The sequence below is a fragment of the Marinobacter sp. CH_CUG1437-1 genome (assembly GCF_037029655.1).
Taxonomy (GTDB): Bacteria; Pseudomonadota; Gammaproteobacteria; order Pseudomonadales; family Oleiphilaceae; genus Marinobacter; species Marinobacter salsuginis.
Window position 1 is genome coordinate 262960 of record NZ_JAYMEW010000005.1, and the last position, 17361, is coordinate 280320.

15 protein-coding genes and 1 tRNA gene are annotated in these 17361 nt (G+C 58.1%); 2 read left to right on the plus strand and 14 right to left on the minus strand.

Annotated features, from left to right (window positions below; all coding sequences use genetic code 11):
• Positions 1-882: an SDR family oxidoreductase gene (locus WA411_RS14890; protein ID WP_069184040.1), complete on the minus strand. Its 882-nt coding sequence runs from the start codon at positions 880-882 to the stop codon at positions 1-3.
• 149 nt (positions 883-1031) lie between these two features.
• On the opposite strand from WA411_RS14890, the gene WA411_RS14895 reads away from it, so the two are divergent.
• Positions 1032-1388 carry a hypothetical protein gene (locus WA411_RS14895; RefSeq protein WP_136629773.1) on the plus strand — a complete coding sequence of 119 codons (357 nt, stop codon included), beginning with the start codon at positions 1032-1034 and terminating at the stop codon, positions 1386-1388.
• A 17-nt stretch (positions 1389-1405) separates the two neighbouring features.
• On the opposite strand, the gene alr is transcribed toward WA411_RS14895, so the two are convergent.
• The 8 genes from alr to rnr all read right to left on the minus strand — a co-directional run bounded on the left by alr (position 1406) and on the right by rnr (position 9730).
• Positions 1406-2482 (minus strand): alanine racemase, encoded by a 1077-nt coding sequence (gene alr / locus WA411_RS14900; protein WP_222466228.1) that lies wholly within the window; start codon positions 2480-2482, stop codon positions 1406-1408.
• Entirely contained in the window at positions 2482-3888 is a 1407-nt protein-coding gene (gene dnaB / locus WA411_RS14905) for a replicative DNA helicase (protein ID WP_041644976.1), read from the minus strand. Before dnaB ends, alr begins: the two co-directional genes overlap by 1 nt.
• 233 nt (positions 3889-4121) lie before the next feature.
• Positions 4122-4568 carry a 50S ribosomal protein L9 gene (gene rplI / locus WA411_RS14910; protein ID WP_064227062.1) on the minus strand — a complete coding sequence of 149 codons (447 nt, stop codon included), beginning with the start codon at positions 4566-4568 and terminating at the stop codon, positions 4122-4124.
• A 20-nt stretch (positions 4569-4588) separates the two neighbouring features.
• Complete coding sequence (locus WA411_RS14915; RefSeq protein WP_209398848.1) at positions 4589-5455, minus strand: hypothetical protein; 867 nt, start codon at positions 5453-5455, stop codon at positions 4589-4591.
• Between the two features lie 26 nt (positions 5456-5481).
• Entirely contained in the window at positions 5482-5712 is a 231-nt protein-coding gene (rpsR, locus tag WA411_RS14920; protein WP_007154918.1) for a 30S ribosomal protein S18, read from the minus strand.
• A gap of 25 nt (positions 5713-5737) precedes the next feature.
• Positions 5738-6154 carry a 30S ribosomal protein S6 gene (gene rpsF, locus WA411_RS14925; protein WP_291909861.1) on the minus strand — a complete coding sequence of 139 codons (417 nt, stop codon included), beginning with the start codon at positions 6152-6154 and terminating at the stop codon, positions 5738-5740.
• 246 nt (positions 6155-6400) lie between these two features.
• Complete coding sequence (rlmB, locus tag WA411_RS14930; RefSeq protein WP_069184036.1) at positions 6401-7138, minus strand: 23S rRNA (guanosine(2251)-2'-O)-methyltransferase RlmB; 738 nt, start codon at positions 7136-7138, stop codon at positions 6401-6403.
• 15 nt (positions 7139-7153) lie between these two features.
• Positions 7154-9730, minus strand: a complete 2577-nt coding sequence (gene rnr / locus WA411_RS14935) for a ribonuclease R (RefSeq protein WP_069184035.1) — start codon at positions 9728-9730, stop codon at positions 7154-7156.
• Between the two features lie 252 nt (positions 9731-9982).
• Between rnr and WA411_RS14940 the strand changes: the two genes are divergently transcribed.
• A tRNA-Leu gene (locus WA411_RS14940) sits at positions 9983-10069 on the plus strand.
• 113 nt (positions 10070-10182) lie between these two features.
• Here WA411_RS14940 and WA411_RS14945 read toward each other — a convergent pair.
• The 5 genes from WA411_RS14945 to mpl all read right to left on the minus strand — a co-directional run bounded on the left by WA411_RS14945 (position 10183) and on the right by mpl (position 17357).
• Positions 10183-12066, minus strand: coding sequence for a hypothetical protein (locus WA411_RS14945; RefSeq protein ID WP_291909858.1), 1884 nt, complete (start codon positions 12064-12066; stop codon positions 10183-10185).
• Positions 12067-12181: 115 nt separating this feature from the next.
• Positions 12182-13924, minus strand: a complete 1743-nt coding sequence (locus WA411_RS14950; RefSeq protein ID WP_291909857.1) for a protein adenylyltransferase SelO — start codon at positions 13922-13924, stop codon at positions 12182-12184.
• Positions 13925-14006: 82 nt separating this feature from the next.
• Positions 14007-15146 carry an acyl-CoA dehydrogenase family protein gene (locus WA411_RS14955; protein WP_069183950.1) on the minus strand — a complete coding sequence of 380 codons (1140 nt, stop codon included), beginning with the start codon at positions 15144-15146 and terminating at the stop codon, positions 14007-14009.
• Between the two features lie 122 nt (positions 15147-15268).
• On the minus strand, positions 15269-15916 hold the full coding sequence (locus tag WA411_RS14960) for a flavin prenyltransferase UbiX (RefSeq protein ID WP_291909854.1): 648 nt from the start codon (positions 15914-15916) through the stop codon (positions 15269-15271).
• A 46-nt stretch (positions 15917-15962) separates the two neighbouring features.
• Positions 15963-17357 carry a UDP-N-acetylmuramate:L-alanyl-gamma-D-glutamyl-meso-diaminopimelate ligase gene (gene mpl, locus WA411_RS14965; protein WP_291909852.1) on the minus strand — a complete coding sequence of 465 codons (1395 nt, stop codon included), beginning with the start codon at positions 17355-17357 and terminating at the stop codon, positions 15963-15965.
• Between the last annotated feature and the right edge of the window lie 4 nt (positions 17358-17361).

Sequence of the window (17361 nt, forward strand, 5' to 3'; positions counted from 1 at the left end):
TCATGAACCGGCGGGCTCGCTCTCCACTTCCCTCCCGTTATTCTTTTTCAACATGGCCAGCTCATCCACCAGGCCCGAACGCCATGGCATCTGTTTGATCCCGAATGTGTTTCGGATCTTGGTGCAGATCAGCGTGGTATTCACCGGTTCAAGATGCCCCCACTCCGGCACCTCATCCACGACCCGAATACCTTCCGGGATCCCTGGAAGGCCGGCGATTGCCAGGCCGAGCTCGTAGAGATTGATTTCCTCGGCGCCGGCGTACTGATAGGTGCCCCACACTTCGGCCCCACAATCAAGCTGAAGAACCACCGCCTCGATCACCCGGGCCAAATCCCGAACCGCCACAGGCTGGCCACGGCACCGCCCAGGTAATGACAGCACCTCACCGGCAGCAGTGCTGGCCTGAACCTTTCGTATAAATCGCGCCAGGCTCCAGCCGGTTCGCAGGATAATGTGTCTCGGCAGCAGGGTGCGCAAAGCCTGCTCGCACTCCCATTGCCAGTTCCCCAATTCGTTCACCGGCTGCCCGGGGTTAGAGGTGATATATCCACTCTGCTTACGGCCATCGAATACGTAACAGGAGGAAAGCTGTAGCAGCGCCATACCGCGATCACGGGCAAACTCCGCCATGGCCAGGGGTAGCGAAAACGCAGCCATGTGGACGCCCTCTGGGTCTTTCTCGGCGACCTCGGGATCGGCCATCCAGAGTGCGTTAACAATCAGATCGGTATCCTCGGGAATCCAGTTCTCCAGTGCATCAAGGTCGGCATTGGAGGGGTCACTGACAAGCAATGGGCTGACGTGCAGGTGCGTAGCCCGCAAACGCTCCAGCAGAACCTTCCCCAAAGGGCCGTAATCGTGGACAACAAGTACATGCACGAGGATTCAATGCCTCCTGGTATCACTTATGTGACGGTATTTCGGAACCGGTCTGGCCAATGGCTTCTGGATTCCGGCGCCTACACTGATGCAGTCTGAACTTAATGCTTTGCTATTTCTTTCAAGAGCATACAACAACAGGAACTGTCATGCTGAAACAACAGAGCCACATTGTGGCGCCGATCCCCGACGAGTTGCGAACCCGGGCCCTATACACCGTCGGCGAACTGCGCGAGCGGGGCAAGGCCGACAAGGAGGCCATCGACAAGCTCTTCAACCTGATTGTGGACATGACCGAAGAAGGTCTGGACTTCTTTTTCCTGGAGCCGCTTCGCCGCCTCCATGCCAGCAACATGATGATGGGCATGGCCAAAATGGGCATCAGCAGCATGCTCAAGGGCAGCAAGATGGTCGTACACAAGGTGCTCAAAAAGCTGGACGACCGCAGCCTCGCTGCCATCCTCGACTTTATCGAGGAAATCATTCACGAACCGGAAGCGGGCTGACGAGGCGCTCTTGAATGCTACCGGTATTGCCGCGGTACCCGCCCGGTGATGCCGGTCATCAACTCGTAGGAGATGGTGCCGGCACAGGTCGCCACCTCATCAACACCAACTGTGCGCCCCCAGAGTTCGACAGTGTCGCCCTCCTTCGAATCCGGAGCATTGGTGAGATCAACCGCCAGCATATCCATGGATACCCGACCGATGAGCCGGATCCGCTGTCCATTGATCGCCGCCGGTGTGTTGGTGCCCGCATGCCGGGGATAACCATCGCCATAACCAATGGCCACCATACCCATCCGGGTGTCCCGATCGGCGACCCAGCCGGCTCCGTACCCAACAGACTCTCCCGCTGGCACCATTCGGGTGCTGATCAACGGTGCCTCCAGCGACATCACCGGTTCCAGACCAAGCTCCGGGCCGGTTTTGCCAACCATTGGCGAACCGCCATACAGCATGATGCCCGGTCGGCTCCAGTCAAACATCGGCTGGCCCGGATGAAAGTGGGCGGCCGAATTGGCCACACTCTTCATCAGCCCGGGAAACGCAGAGGTAGCCTTCTCAAACACCGATGTCTGCTGCGCCGTCATGGCACTATCCGGATCGTCGGCACAGGCGAAGTGGGTCACAAAGCCCAGCAGTCCCTTCTCCGCACTCATGGCCTGCAGTCGGCTCATAACTCCGGCCAGTTCGTCCGGATGAAAGCCCAGACGGTTCATGCCGCTGTTCACTTTCAGCCAGAACGCCGGTCGTGTTTCAAGGCGCTCCAGCCACGACAGTTGCTGGAAACTGTGGAAAACCGGCTCAAACCTGTTCCGGGCGCACTCATCAATATCCGCTTCGGCGTGGACACCCTGCAGCAGGGCTACCGGCTGTGCCAGGCCCGCTTCCCGGATGGCCGCCGCCTCTTCGATGCACGCCACCGCAAATTTCGGGGCCAGGCTGTCCAGGGCCGAGGCCACCGGCCCTATGCCGTGGCCATAGCCGTCGGCCTTGACCACGGCCATCACCTGCGCCCCGCCGGCCCGATTCAGGGCTGTCTGATAGTTCCTGCGAAGGGCGTCGAGATCAATCCGGGCAACAGTGCTGCGGGGCATCAATACTCCCCGCCATAGTCGCTGTAATCGCCGTGGGCCAGGTCCTCGAATTTTGTGTACTTGCCGATAAAAGCCAGGCGGATAGTGCCGATGGGGCCGTTCCGCTGCTTGCCAATGATGATCTCGGCAATGCCCTTGTCCGGCGTGTCTTCGTTATAGACCTCATCCCGGTACACAAACATGATGACGTCGGCGTCCTGCTCGATGGCGCCCGATTCCCGAAGATCCGAGTTAACCGGGCGCTTGTTGGGCCGCTGCTCAAGGCTCCGGTTAAGCTGGGACAGCGCCACCACCGGGCAGCTAAGCTCTTTGGCAATACCCTTCAGGGACCGCGAGATTTCCGAAATCTCGGCCGTCCGGCCTTCGGTGTTGCCGGGGACCCGCATCAACTGCAGGTAGTCGACCATGATCAGGCCTATCTTGCCGTCATTCTCCCGGGCAATGCGTCGGGCCCGGGAGCGCATTTCCGTGGGACTCAGACCCGGCGTATCATCGATATAAAGAGGTTTGTCCTTGAGCAGACTCACCGCCGACGTCAGCCGGGGCCAGTCGTCCTCTTCCAACTTACCGCCACGGACCTTGGTCTGATCAATGCGCCCGAGCGACGAGAGCATCCGCATGGCAAGGGCATCCGCCGGCATTTCCATACTGAACACCAGCACCGGCGTGCCGGTGCTGATCAGGGCATTTTCCACGATATTCATGGCAAACGTCGTCTTACCCATGGAGGGACGACCCGCCACAATGATCAGATCCGAGGGCTGCATGCCCGAGGTCTGTTCGTCCAGATCCTTGAAGCCCGTCGTCAGACCGGTGGTCTGCTCGCCAGACTCAAACAATTCCTCTATCCGGCTCAGGGTCTTGGCCAGAATCGGGTTTATGGCCTGTGGACCGGAACCTTCCTTGACCCTCGCTTCAGCAATCTGGAATACGCTCCGCTCGGCCTCGTCGAGAATTTCATTACTGTTCCTGCCGAGCGGGTTGAAGGCCGAATCGGAAATCTTGCCGGACACCTCTACCAGCTGTCGCAGAATGGACCGCTCACGGACAATATCCGCGTAGGCACGGATGTTTGCTGCGCCCGGAGTTTTCTCAGCCAATTCCGCCAGATAGGACAAGCCACCGGCATCCTCAATATCGCCGGCGCGCTCCAGGAATTCCGCCAGGGTAACAACATCCAGTGGCTCGCTCTCACTGGCAAGACGCTCCACGGCGCCAAAAATCAGGCGGTGGTCCTGCCGATAGAAATCGGCGGCCGAAATCACTTCCGAGATCTCGTCGAACCGGCGGTTATCCAGCATCAGGCCGCCCAATACCGCCTGCTCTGCTTCCACAGAGTGGGGAGGCACCTTGATACGGCTGGTTTCGAGATCAGTACTCGCGGGCTTCAGATTGGGCTTGGCCATGAACACATCTTCAGTTGCACATCACAACCACGACAGTTTAAGCGACCTGTCGCAGCAATGGGAGAGGGTTACAGGGACTTAACAGCATACCAGAAAGCAACAGGCCCGAAAGCCGCGAGATGCGGTTCGGGCCTGTCAGGTTGGCCAGCGCTGGACCTCATAAAGAGGAAGCGAGGGCCACCAGCGTATTACCAGAGCCGGGCAACCCCGACGCCGTTTTCAGGGAAAACGGCTTACTCGGCAACGACCGCCAGCTTGACCGTAACTTCAACGTCGGAGTGCAGCTGAAGCTCGATCTCGTACTCGCCAGTCACCCGGATCGGGCCTTCCGGCAGACGAACTTCGCTCTTCTCGACTTCGGTACCACCGGCAGTGATCGCGTCAGCAATGTCGCGGACACCGATAGAGCCGAACAGCTTGCCTTCTTCACCGGCCTTGGAGCTGATGGTGAAAGCAGCACCCTCGAGGGCCTCGGCGCGGGCCTGGGCAGCAGACAGCTTCTCAGCAGCCGCTTTCTCAAGCTCGGCACGACGCTCTTCGAACGCTTTCAGATTTGCTTCGGTGGCAGGTACAGCCTTGCCATAAGGAAGCAGGAAATTACGACCGTAACCGGCCTTAACCTTCACCTTGTCACCCAGTGAGCCAAGGTTTGCAACTTTCTCGAGCAGAATAACTTCCATCTCGTTAACCTCTTCGTGCTTTATTCAGCCGGCCCGGCAGGGCTTATACGCCTCCGGATATCCAGCCAGCTATCCACAAAAGCCAGAACCACTAACAGAATCATCAGACTTGGGCCCAGAAGGATCAGCGCTACGTAGAACATCGCCAACCAGTTCCCACTGAGCTGTTTCAAACCAACAACGCCGTGCACCAGCGCCAGGCTGGCCAGAAACAGCGGCGTTCCCGCGGCCCAGGCCAGCAGCATGGAATTCAGCCCGAGGAACGGACCGACTACCATGGTCACCGCGCACAACACCGCAATAGGCGGTGATAGCCTCAGGCCATGGAATTCCTTGCGGAATCCACCGGGGTTATAAAGCCCCGCCTGCCAGGCCCGCGCCAGCATGGTCATGCCTACACCCGTTGCCAGGTAAGTGCCCGCCATGCTCGCGTTCATCGTGTCCCGGATAACCTTATCGAGGTCATCGCCGAGACTCTGCGCAATTTCGGCATTGTACTGTTGGTAAAAACTCACCCCGGCCTGGACCAGATCATCCAGCAGCCCCGGGTACACCACAGGCAACATCAGGCCCGTGACGATTGCGAGAAAACTTCCCGCAAGCAGAGCTTTTTCCCAGGACAGCGTTGTCCTGATCAATGACGCCATAAGCATCACCTGGAGCAACACGGCCAGAGCGGTCGGGTCCTGCCCGAAAATGCTCCAGCCAAGCGCCGGAAGTAATGCCCAGAGCCCGATATTGAGCCCCTGACTGATGCCAAGCCTGAGAATGACCAGGCCAACAACGGCTGCGCCAATCCAGAACAACAAGGGTACGGCAGTTGTTACTGCTGCTACCCCACCGGCCTGGAGGGGACCGCGCATTACATACTGTGCAAGTGCACGCATGGTCCCAAGTCCTGTGTTTCTGTTACTTAGTTATCGTGGCTGTCCGAGTACGGCAGCAGTGCCAGGTAGCGGGCACGCTTGATAGCGGTAGCCAGCTGACGCTGATAACGTGCTTTGGTGCCGGTAATGCGGCTGGGCACGATTTTGCCGGTTTCAGTGATGTAGCCTTTCAGAGTGTCCAGATCTTTGTAATCGATCTCCTTGACACCCTCTGCCGTGAAGCGGCAGAACTTACGACGTCTGAAAAAACGAGCCATAACTTAACTCCTCAACTCCGGTTAATTACTCTTCTTCGTCCTGGGATTCAGCACGCTGACGTGGCTCGTCAGATTCGGCTGAACGACGCGGGCGATCATCGCCGCCACGACGGTCTTCACGGGACTCGGAAGCTTTCATCGGGGACAGTTCTGTATCCGCACCATCGCGGCGCAGGATCATGTCGCGGATGATTGCATCGTTGAAACGGAAGTTGTGAGTCAGCTCGTCCATTGCGGCCTGTGAACATTCAACGTTCATCAGTACGTAGTGAGCCTTGTGAATCTTGTTGATCGGGTATGCCAGGTGACGACGGCCCCAATCTTCCAGGCGATGTACCTTGCCGCCATCTTCAGTGATGACGCCGGTATAACGCTCGATCATCGCGGGCACCTGCTCGCTCTGATCCGGATGTACCATAAAAACGATTTCGTAGTGACGCATGAGTTCTCCCTACGGTTTAAACAGCTTCCTTTTTCCCGGCACGGATCTGAACCCGCGACCGACAAACATGAAAGCAAGGAGTTGACAGCATTCTGCTGCCGGTTTCTTTTTGCTTTATCAATAAGGCTTTACAAGAAAGGCTTGATCAAAAGCTTGGCTTCGGATTGCCGGTATTCAGACAATACAAAACCACCCCTTAAAAAAGGGGTCACGTATTCTAGGCGGGGAAGCCCTTGTGTGCAAGGGTTAACCAAGCCGTTGACGCAGGGCTTCGTATAGGCAAACACCCGTAGCCACGGACACGTTGAGACTGTCGACATGACCAAGCATAGGGATATTGATCAGCTGGTCGCAGTGCTCCCGTGTCAGTCGGCGCATCCCTTTGCCTTCGGCCCCCATCACCAACGCCACCGGGCCCTTGAAATCGGCCTGGTATAGCGTTGCCTTTGCCTCACCGGCAGTACCGATCAGCCAAACACCCTGATCCTGCAAACTGCGCAGAAAACGTGCGAGATTGGTGACCCGTACAAAGGGCACCGTCTCGGCAGCACCACAGGCAACCTTGCGGGCAACCGGAGTCAGCGAAGCGGACTTGTCCTTGGGAACAATGACCGCCTGAACACCCACGGCATCGGCCGTGCGCATACAGGCGCCAAGATTATGGGGATCGGTCACGCCATCAAGGACAAGTAAAAACGGCGGCTTGTCACTGCCTGCCAGCTGCGCCAGCAAATCGTCTTCGGTCCACTCGCGACTTTCGCTGACAGCAGCGACAATCCCCTGATGAACACCGGACACCCGCTCGTCCAGTTCTTTACGGTGCACAACTTTCCAGCGCACGCCGAGGCTATCGAGGGTATCGGTAATACTCTTGACCCGCTTATCCTGCCGGCCGGTCTGGATCCAGACCTGCTGCAGACGCTCAGGCTCGCGCTTGAGGACAGCCTCAACCGCGTGCCAGCCAAACACAAATTCTCCGGACACTGATTCTGCTTCCTGTTACTTGCCTGATTTGCGCGGCTTGCCTTTCTTGTCGCCTTTGCCAGCGCCACTGCCCTTCTTGCCTTTTTTCAGGGCGAGTTTCGCGGCCTTCGCAACCAGCTCATCCCTGGCAGAAGGCGTTTCATTATCATCGAAGGCCTCAGGCCCCTTTTTCTTTGATGACGTCGACGCCGGGCGTTTCCTCGGGCGCTTCAGGCCAGGTTCGCCGGGTGATGCACTCTTTCGTGCAGGCTTGGCTTTGCCCGGCGGCTTGCCGCCTTTGCCGGCGTTACGCCTGGCCTTTCCACGCTCGCCTTTATCAGGAACCGCAAGCGCGTCGCGATCAGCCTGTCGGTGGACCGGTTCGCTGATCAGCTCCAGGTCGATCTTGCGGTCCTCCATTCCAACCCGAACGACCTTCACACGGACCTCATCCCCGAGCCGGAAACTCATTGCTGTGCGCTCACCGATGAGGCGATGCTTGGCTGAATCGTGATGGAAGAAGTCACCGCTTAGCGTCGACACGTGCACCAGACCTTCTATGTAGACGCCAGAAAGCTCCACAAAGAAACCGAAGGGCACGACGGAGGCAATGACGCCATCGTACTCCTCACCGACATGATCACTGAGGTACTCACACTTCAGCCAGGCCATGACATCCCGGGTGGCATCATCGGCACGGCGTTCCGCCATTGAAGTATGCTCACCCAGTTGCTCCATCCGGGCCATATCATAGGGGTACTCGGCGAGCTCGGGATCCGGTTTGGGAGGCGGAACCACATCCTTGGAAGGCTTCCCTCCGTGAATAACCGACTTGATGGCCCGGTGATTGATCAGGTCCGGATAACGTCGGATTGGCGACGTGAAGTGAGCATAACCCGCATAACCAAGGCCAAAATGGCCGCCCTCTTCAGGGCTGTAAACGGCCTGGCTGAGTGAACGCAGCATCACCGTCTGGATAACATTGGCATCCGAGCGGTCCTTGATACTGTTCAGAAGCTCTTGGTAGTCCGCAGACGTGGGGTTATCACCGCCGCCCAGTTGCAGACCCAGCTCACCCAGGAACAGCCGAACCGCATTGAGCCGCTCTTCTGACGGGCCATCATGCACGCGATAAAGCGCCGGGAGTTTGTGTTTTTTCAGGAATCGCGCTGTGGCAACGTTCGCACACAGCATGCACTCCTCGATGATCTTGTGGGCATCGTTGCGCTGTACCGGCACGATCTCTTCTATCTTCCGGTCGGCGTCAAACACGATCTTGGTTTCGGTGGTTTCGAAATCAATTGCACCACGCTCGGTACGCGCCTTGCGCAACAACTGGTAAAGACCATAAAGATTGTGCAACTGCGGGAGCACGTTGGCGTATTGCTCGCACAGCTTATAGCCCTGCTCGGTGTCCGGGTGCTCCAGCATGGTACTTACCTTGTTGTAGGTAAGCCGCGCATGACTGAACATGACCGCCTGATAAAAGTTGTAGCTGCTGATGTTACCGGCGGCGCTAATGGTCATATCGGCCACCATGCAGAGGCGATCGACGCCCGGATTCAACGAGCAAAGGCCATTGGACAGCTTTTCTGGCAGCATTGGCACAACGTGGTCCGGAAAATAGACCGAGGTACTGCGGTTTAACGCCTCTTCATCCAGTGGGGAGCCGGGCCGGACGTAATGGGACACGTCGGCAATCGCAACGATCAGACGATAGCCACCACGAGGCCTTGGCTCGCAATAGACAGCATCGTCGAAATCCCGGGCCGTTTCGTCATCGATGGTTACCAGCCTGAGATTTCGGATGTCCTTCCGGTTGGCCTTGTCTTTCTCAGTGACCTCTTCCGGAATCTGTGCCGTCTGCTCACCGACAGCGGGCGGCCAGCTGTGGGGAATGTCGTAGGAACGGATGGCAACGTCAATTTCCATCCCTGGCGCCATGTGTTCGCCAAGCACTTCAACAACCTTGCCCAGTGGCTGAGTGCGCACGGTGGGCTGGCGAACTATGTCCACCACAACATACTGGCCGTGGCGGGCATTGCCGCAATTCTCCTGGGGAATCAGTACTTCGTGATTGATCCGCGCGTTTTCAGGAACAACGAAGTTGATACCACTTTCCTGGAAAAAGCGTCCCACCGTCTGGCTGGTCCGGTATTCCAGAACTTCAACAATCACACCTTCGCGCCGGCCTCGATCATCAACCCGATCAACCCGAGCGGCCACCCGATCCCCATGAAACACCTGACGCATCTGTCGGGCAGTGAGAAACAGATCGGAGCCCCCGTCATCCGGCACCAGAAAGCCGAAGCCATCTTTGTGCCCAATCACCCGCCCCGTCACCAGGTCGGCTTCCTCAATGGGAAGGTAGGCGCCACGCCGGTTACAAATCAACTGCCCGTCCCGACACATGGCAATCAATCGCCGACGAAGGGCTTCAATGCCCTCCTCTGACGACTGACCAAGTTCTGAACACAGTGTTTCGTGGGTTGCGGGAGCGCCACGCTCTTTGAGATGCGCGAGGATAAATTCCCGGCTTTGAATAGGATTTTCGTATTTCTGGGCCTCACGGCTGGCGTGAGGATCCCGGTCGTTTTTCTTCCTGGAAACCATTCGGATCCTTGTTAAGAGGCTGTACCAACGCGGCACAGTTCAGATTCGTTTGCAATGGAGTATAACGTTGGGACGGAGCTCCTGCCTATCAACCTGCAAGGAATAGGCACAAATACCTGCCATTCTTTTTGCGAAAAAATGTTTGACAGCCTCGGCGGGAATTATTAAAGTACGCGCCATCGGTTGAGGGACACACCTCAACGCTGGCAGAAACGTTTAGTTTTCAACAAGCTAAGCTTCTGCAAATCACCTGCCGAGGTGGTGAAATTGGTAGACACGCTAGCTTCAGGTGCTAGTGGGGGCAACCCCGTGGAGGTTCAAGTCCTCTCCTCGGCACCATTTCCTTCCTCAGGAAATGGCAAGACAGCCAACCGGCGACGTCGTTAATTTCCTCAAATAGCATCCGATCTACGAAGCCTTCTTGCCAGAAGCCAGGTTGCCACTGATCGCCTCTATTCCAGCAGTCCCACCAGGTACTCAGACAACCTCTGGTAACCAAACTCTACCTTCGCATAAGCAGAGTTGGGCACACCCTCAAACTCGCGGCCGCATTCTCCGGACGAATTGTAATTTTTCAGATAGGCATCGCGGATAAGGTTCGGTTGTTCTGCAACAAAGCCTGGCCCGTCTGCTGCCGGATAGTTTATCGCCCACTCGAAACTGCCATCGCCAGTCACACGGGGCAGCTGGATAAGATCCGGATCCAGGAATCCATAGCGCAACAGGCGGAGATTCGGTTGTTCGGGCCCGGAAAACTCCCGTCGATCAAATTCAAGCACCGGATCGGTGAAACCCGCAGGCTGGGGATCATAGCCGGAAAACTGGTATGCCTGAACGCCTGTCACAACCTGACTCGCGTCGACAGCCTCTTGCTGTGGAGCGCAGCTGTCTATACCCGCCGAAAAGGTTACGGCCTCCACCTCAACGCCCTGCTCTGAAATCCGGTATCCGGGAAAAACGGACGAGGAATTGTCGGTTTCCGGAACCAGCGTGCGCCTTGCACCACTGCTGGTCTCAGCAACCAGTTCCACCAGATCGCCGCTGTCCTTCGTCCAGCTGTAGGAGACCTCTGGAGGGCCGCCCAATTCCGTTGAATCCGCTGCAATTCCCCTGTGTTCATGGCAGGTGGTGCTGGTCTCGAAGTGAATGCGGCGATTCCCCCAATCGAAAACCAGCCGCTCATCCGTGCCCTCTTCGTCGAAATTCAGACGGCTCTGCTCCGAAAGCGCGGCGGAGGGCAACCACTGGGTTTCCAGGTCCGCCATGTAGCCGTTAACATCGATCAGTCGTGCCAGCTCCGGCATGGAGGGTGACAGGCAGCCGTTCGCGGAGACGGATAGCAGGCGCCCGCTCTCACTGTAAGCGAACGCCAGCTCGGCGGAGATCTGCAGGCCGGATCGGTTGGCAGGCAGGCTGTCCTGATTGGAGGGCTCGGCGTATACCTTCTGGCTGGTCAGCAGCACCGGGTCGCTCAATTCCACATCCACTTCGGGGAGCACCAGGGCGTCCACATCGACATTGGCAAAATCACCCTGGGCGACATCATCAACCACCGCGATCACATCTGCAGCATTCTGCACCAGCGATACGCCCAATAGAAACGCCGCTTCCCTGCTCAAGAATCGCTCCGTACCGTCACTGTCCCCGGCCGCCAACAAGTCGTTGTAGGCAGAGGGAATCTGGCTGGCCATGAACCTTGCCAGTGCCCGGGCATAGGCATGTGAGCGCTCGTCCTGGGCGAGGATATAGTCCCGCACCAGATTCAGGTCCGCCAGGCTCGCTGCCGCGCCGGAAGGTGTTTGCAGAAAGGTACCAAGGCCGACGATGCCCCGGTAACGGGCCAGCGTGGTCAATGGCGTGATATTGCGGACACCCGGAGGCGCCGACATCAGGTAGGCTCTGATCACCGGAACCTCCCCGTTACGCGTTTCCTCAAGGGTTTTACCCGGAAGGGCTACGGCGTGCAGCGCATAATCCCGTGGATCAAGATCCGGCCCCACTGAAGGGTCCAGGACCAGTTCCGAAATATCCATTGCGAAACGACCGCCGGCACCACTCATGGCGGTGGGCTCCCCCGAGGCAAGGGTAACTTCCCTGCCGTTCTCCAGCTCGACAACCAGAGGCCCCGGGGTGAACTGACTGTCCCCATCCATGTCGAGCCAGACCCGGGCGTTCTTCAGGTAGCCGTCGATGACCTTACCCGTGTAAGGCGCAGGCTCGCTGTATTCCACGCCATCGAAATCCCGCCCGTCCACAGGCAACTGTTCGGATTCTTCACCGCAACCGGCGAGGATGAGGGAGACAGCAGTAACAGGCAGACCAATCAGGCGTTTCATCGCGGCAACCGTTTATCCTTGTTAGAGGTTGTGCCGCTACTTTAGGGGATGTGGTGACTGTAGACCTTGATAGGTTTGGCAATTTGTAAAGTTTGGTAACCAGACGGGGTGCCAGTCACGACGAGCAGCTGTAGTGTGAAACCCCGCCAAGATTGAACAACTCTGACGGCTTCAGCCGGTAGTATTGTGCCTCAACGGCATTCGACTGCTCGGCGTAGGGTTGCGTAAAAACACCCTGCAAAGCACGCAGGGGCTGGTAATCGCCCTCTGCTGCTCGCTGATAAGCAGGAACCACGAACCACTCACGCATGGTGTATTTAGGGTTCACCAGTTTCATGTTCCGACATAGCTCCTCACGGAATTGGGAGCCGCCAGTAGAGCCATCGATCCCAATCTGCGATTTCCATCTGGCCAACCATTCTGACCAGCGGTTGAGCAGCCCTTCCGGATCGCCCCCTGCTGACTCATCCAATGATCTGTAGAAGCTGTTTTTGAAGGGCTCGATGTCTTCGGGTACGGAGGAAAGCTCCCGGAAAAACATCGTATAATCCACAGGGGTCCGGGCCATCAGCGTAATCAGTTCCCTGAAGAGTTCGGCGTCAAAAGTGCCAAGGCCCAGCTTCGCTGCCCACATCTTTTCCAGCTCCGCCTGCATTACCTCGGCAAATCCACCGTGAATCTCCTGAAGTTGCGCCTGCTCGTTCTCGTGATCTGACAGCAGCGGCTGAAGGGCCGAACAGAAACTCTTGAAGTTCCGTTCCGCCGCTGCAGGTTGGTTAAGGAAAGAGAAGTGCTGTCCACCACCGGTCCAGGGCTGGTAGAACGGCTCGAATACTTCGCAGAAGCCAAAAGGCCCGTAATCCAGCGTGAAGCCGCCAGCGGCGCAATTGTCGCTGTTGAAATTGCCCTGGCAGTAACCAACCCGAATCCAGTTCGCCACCAGCGAGGCAAGGCGGCTGCGGAACTCCCGCGCGAGCATCACGATTTTTGTGGGCGTATCGAGGGACTGGTCAATAACACCGTGGTACTCCCGATCAATCAGGTGCAGCACCAGCTGTTCGAGTTCTTCATGGGCGCGGGGGTGCTCCTGCTTTCGAGCCCTGCGCCCGAAAAGTTCCAGCTGGCCCACCCGAATGAAGGACGGGGCGACACGTGTGGAGATGGCAACCGGCTCCGAAATGAGCTGGTCGGGATCCAGGGAATGGGAGCCCGGAGAGTACCAGGGGCGCCGTACTCTCTCTGTTTTCGAAACATAGAGGCTCAGCGACCGGGAGGTCGGCACACCCAGTGCGTGCATGTGCTCCTGGGCCAGGAATTCACGAACGCTGGAACGCAGGACCGCACGGCCATCACCACCACGGCAATACGGCGTCTGTCCGCCACCCTTGAGCTGCATTTCCCAGCGCTGACCGTTCAGAACAGCTTCCAAAACCGAAATGGCGCGACCGTCGCCATAGCCGTTGCCGGTCTGGAACGGGCACTGTTGGGTGTATTCGGTGCCGTAGATGGAAAGTGCATAGCCACAGGCCCAGCCGACTTTGCTCATGGGCGCCGGCACCTGTGAGAGGTCTCCGGAGAACATTCGGACAAAGTCATCGGATTGAGCCAGGCTGTCTGCAAAACCCAATTCGCGGAACAAGCCGGGGCTGTGCGCCACGTAGTCAGGATTCGCGATGGGCGTTGGCCGGACGGGAACATAATGCCCCGAATAGACCTGTCTTGGTCGATGGTCAACGCCATCGGGCGTGGCATCCGGATCACCGTTCAGGCAATCCATCAGCGAATAGTCAGCCATCGGTGCAAGTTCTTCGAGGTTGGTCACTTCGAAACAGGTTTCTCGCGACAACGGCTTGTTCATCTGTACCTCTCGTGATCAAAGGAAACGGGCAGTGCCAGCACTGCCCTCAATTGCCCTTATGACCAGCCCATGTGGCGAGGGTTCAGAATGAACGGGCAACGATTTCCTTCATGATTTCATTAGTGCCGGCGTAGATCCGCTGCACTCGTGAGTCTGCCCAGGCCCGTGCGATCGGATATTCCCACATGTACCCGTAGCCCCCGTGAAGCTGCACGCATTCATCCATTACCTTGCACTGCAGGTCTGTGGTGAGCTGCTTGAGCATCGCCGCGGTGGGGATGTCGAGCTTTTTGTCCAGATGCAGCTCCAGGCACCGATCGGTGAACACCCGGGCAGCGGTGATTTCCGCCTTCATCTCCGCCATCTTGAAGCGTGTATTCTGGAACGCAATCACCGGCTTGCCAAAGGCGTTGCGCTCCTTGACGTAATCCAGCGTCCACTGCCAGGCAGCTTCGGCAGCGGCAACAGCGCCCAGAGCCACCTGCAGGCGCTCGGCCGCCAGCTCCTGCATCAGCTGGAAAAAGCCCTGACCTTCGCCCGGACCGATCAGATTCTTTTCAGGTACCTTTACGTCCTGGAAGAACAGCTCGGAGGTGTCCTGGGCCTTCATACCCACCTTGTTCAGGTTCTGGCCTTTCTCGAATCCTTCCCAGGCGGTCTCCACCATGAACAGGCTGATACCCTTGGCACCTTCCTTCGGGTCGGTCTTGGCGACCACGATAACCACATCGGCAAGCTGACCGTTGGTAATAAAGGTTTTCGAACCGTTCAGAACGTAATGATCGCCGTTCTTGACCGCCGTGGTTTTCACACCCTGCAGATCCGAGCCGGCCCCCGGCTCGGTCATGGCGATGGCGCCAATCATTTCACCGCTGGCCAGTTTGGGCAGATAATGATTTTTCAGCTCGTCCGAGCCGTAGTTGAGCACGTAAGGCGCCACGATGTCAGAGTGCAGGCCCCAGCCTATCCCCGTCAAGCCGGCCCTGGCGACCTCTTCGATCAACACCGCGCTGTACCGGAAGTCCGCGCCTACACCGCCAAACTCCTCTGGCAGGCAGGGACACAGAAAACCCAACTCGCCAGCCTTCTGCCAGAGTTCGCGGCTGACCTGGCCGTCCTTCTCCCACTGATCATGGTAAGGCGCAGCCTCCTGCTCCAGAAACTTGCGGACAGAATCGCGGAAGCCTTCAAGGTCGGCGTCGAAGAGAGTACGTGGAATCATGGTGAACCTCAGTGAATGACCTGTGTTGTGATTGTCGTTCACCAAGTCTCGGCCCGGAGCCCGGTTTGCTCAATGATGAAAAGCATCAATCGGGCTGGCCAAAACCATCGTCTCGGGCAGACTCAGGCCTTGCGCTTATCCTCGGCGCGGGCTTCGCCCCAGCGGGGCATGAGATCCTGGGGCAGATTCAGATGATCAAGGATGCGGGCAACAATAAAGTCCACCAGGTCCTCGACTGCCTGGGGTTTGTGGTAGAAGCCAGGGCTCGCCGGCATGATGACGGACCCCATCCGGGTCAGTTTCAGCATGTTCTCCAGATGCACCTCGGAGAAAGGCGCTTCTCTGGGCACAAGAATCAGCGGGCGACGTTCCTTCAGGGCCACATCGCCGGCCCGCTCGATCAGGTTATTGCTGGCGCCGGTCGCCAGGGCCGAGAGCGTTCCCGTACTGCAGGGACATACCACCAGCGGCGCTTTCTCCCCGGAACCGGAGGCCGGCGGTGCAAACCAGTCTTCCCGGCCAAACACCAGAACCTGGCCCGGCTCCGCGCCTGAATAGGCAGACAGGGTTTCCTGCATGGCCGGCGGGGTTCCCGGCAGCTTGAGGTCGGTTTCCGTGGCGATCACTACCTGCGCGGCCCGGCTGACCATCACATTCACCCGGCAGCCGGCCGATACCAGGCACTGCAGCAGGCGCAGACCATACTGGGCGCCCGAGGCGCCGGTCATGGCCAGGTTAACTGTTGAAGGCCGGTTCTGGTCGTTGCTCATGGATGTCGCCACTTGTCAGTCAGGAAAAGTCACCGGCCACGCCGGATCAGCCACGAATACGCTCAAGCTCGGCAATGAGTTTACTGTGGATACCGCCAAAGCCACCGTTGCTCATGATCACAATGTGGCAGGGGCTGGGCAGATCTTCCAGGGTACGTGCCAGCAAGTCTTCCACCGAGGCCTCTACCCTGTGCCTCTCGGAGCCAGCGTTGAGCGCCTGCCATCCGGCAATCAGTTCCGGCAGCCAGTCCATATTGTTCAGGTTGGCCCACAGAACCCGATCGGCGGTTTCTGCACTTGGCAGCAACGTCTGCTGGTGAACGCCCTGCTTCATAGTGTTCGAGCGCGGTTCAATCAACGCCAGGATAGGCTCCTCACCCACCTGATTACGCAAGCCCTCAAGGGTGGTGGCAATAGCGGTCGGGTGGTGGGCGAAGTCATCGTAGACCCGCACGCCGTCGATGTCTGCCAGCAACTCCATGCGCCGCTTGACGCCAGAGAACCGGCAAAGCGCCGCCACGGCATGATCGGGAGTGACACCCACATGGCGGGCAGCGGCAATGGCAGACAGGGCGTTTCTGACATTGTGAAGACCGGTCTGATCCCACTTCAGCGTTGCCACCGGCTGCTCGTGGTGAATAACCAGAAACCGGCTGCCATCCTCCGAGAGCAGCTCGGCGCGCCAATCTGACATGCGAGGAGTCTCGCTGCCAATCGCGGTGTCCTGGACCGGGCTCCAGCAGCCCAATTCCAGGGCATTATCCAGGTGGCGATCTACTGCGGGACGAATGATCAGGCCCTGGGAGGGGACCGTCCGAACCAGATGATGGAACTGTCGCTCAATCGCCTCGACGTTGTCGAAAATATCCGCGTGATCAAACTCCAGATTATTCAGGATCAGGGTGTGGGGACGGTAATGGACGAACTTGGAGCGCTTGTCGAAGAAGGCGCTGTCGTATTCATCCGCCTCGATCACAAAAAAGTCGCTGTTGCCCAGCCGTGCCGAGACGGGGAAGTCCCGGGGAACACCGCCCACCAGGTAACCCGGTTCGAATCCGGCCTGGTCCAGGATCCAGAGCAGCATGGACGTGGTTGTGGTCTTGCCATGGGTACCGGCCACCGCCATCACCCAACGATGCCGAAGCACCTCGCGGCTCAGCCACTCGGGCCCGGCCATGTAGTCGATATTGCGGTTAAGCACCGCTTCGACTTCCGGATTGCCCCGGGACATGGCGTTACCGATCAGAACCAGATCCGGTTTGGGCTCAAGGTGATCCGCGCTGTAACCTTCCATCAGGCTGATACCCTGAGCCTCCAGCTGTGTGCTCATGGGCGGATAGACACCTTGATCAGAGCCAGTCACGGTGTGGCCAAGCTCCCGGGCAAGAACGGCCAGGCTGCCCATAAAGGTGCCACAGATTCCGAGTATATGAATGTGCATTCGG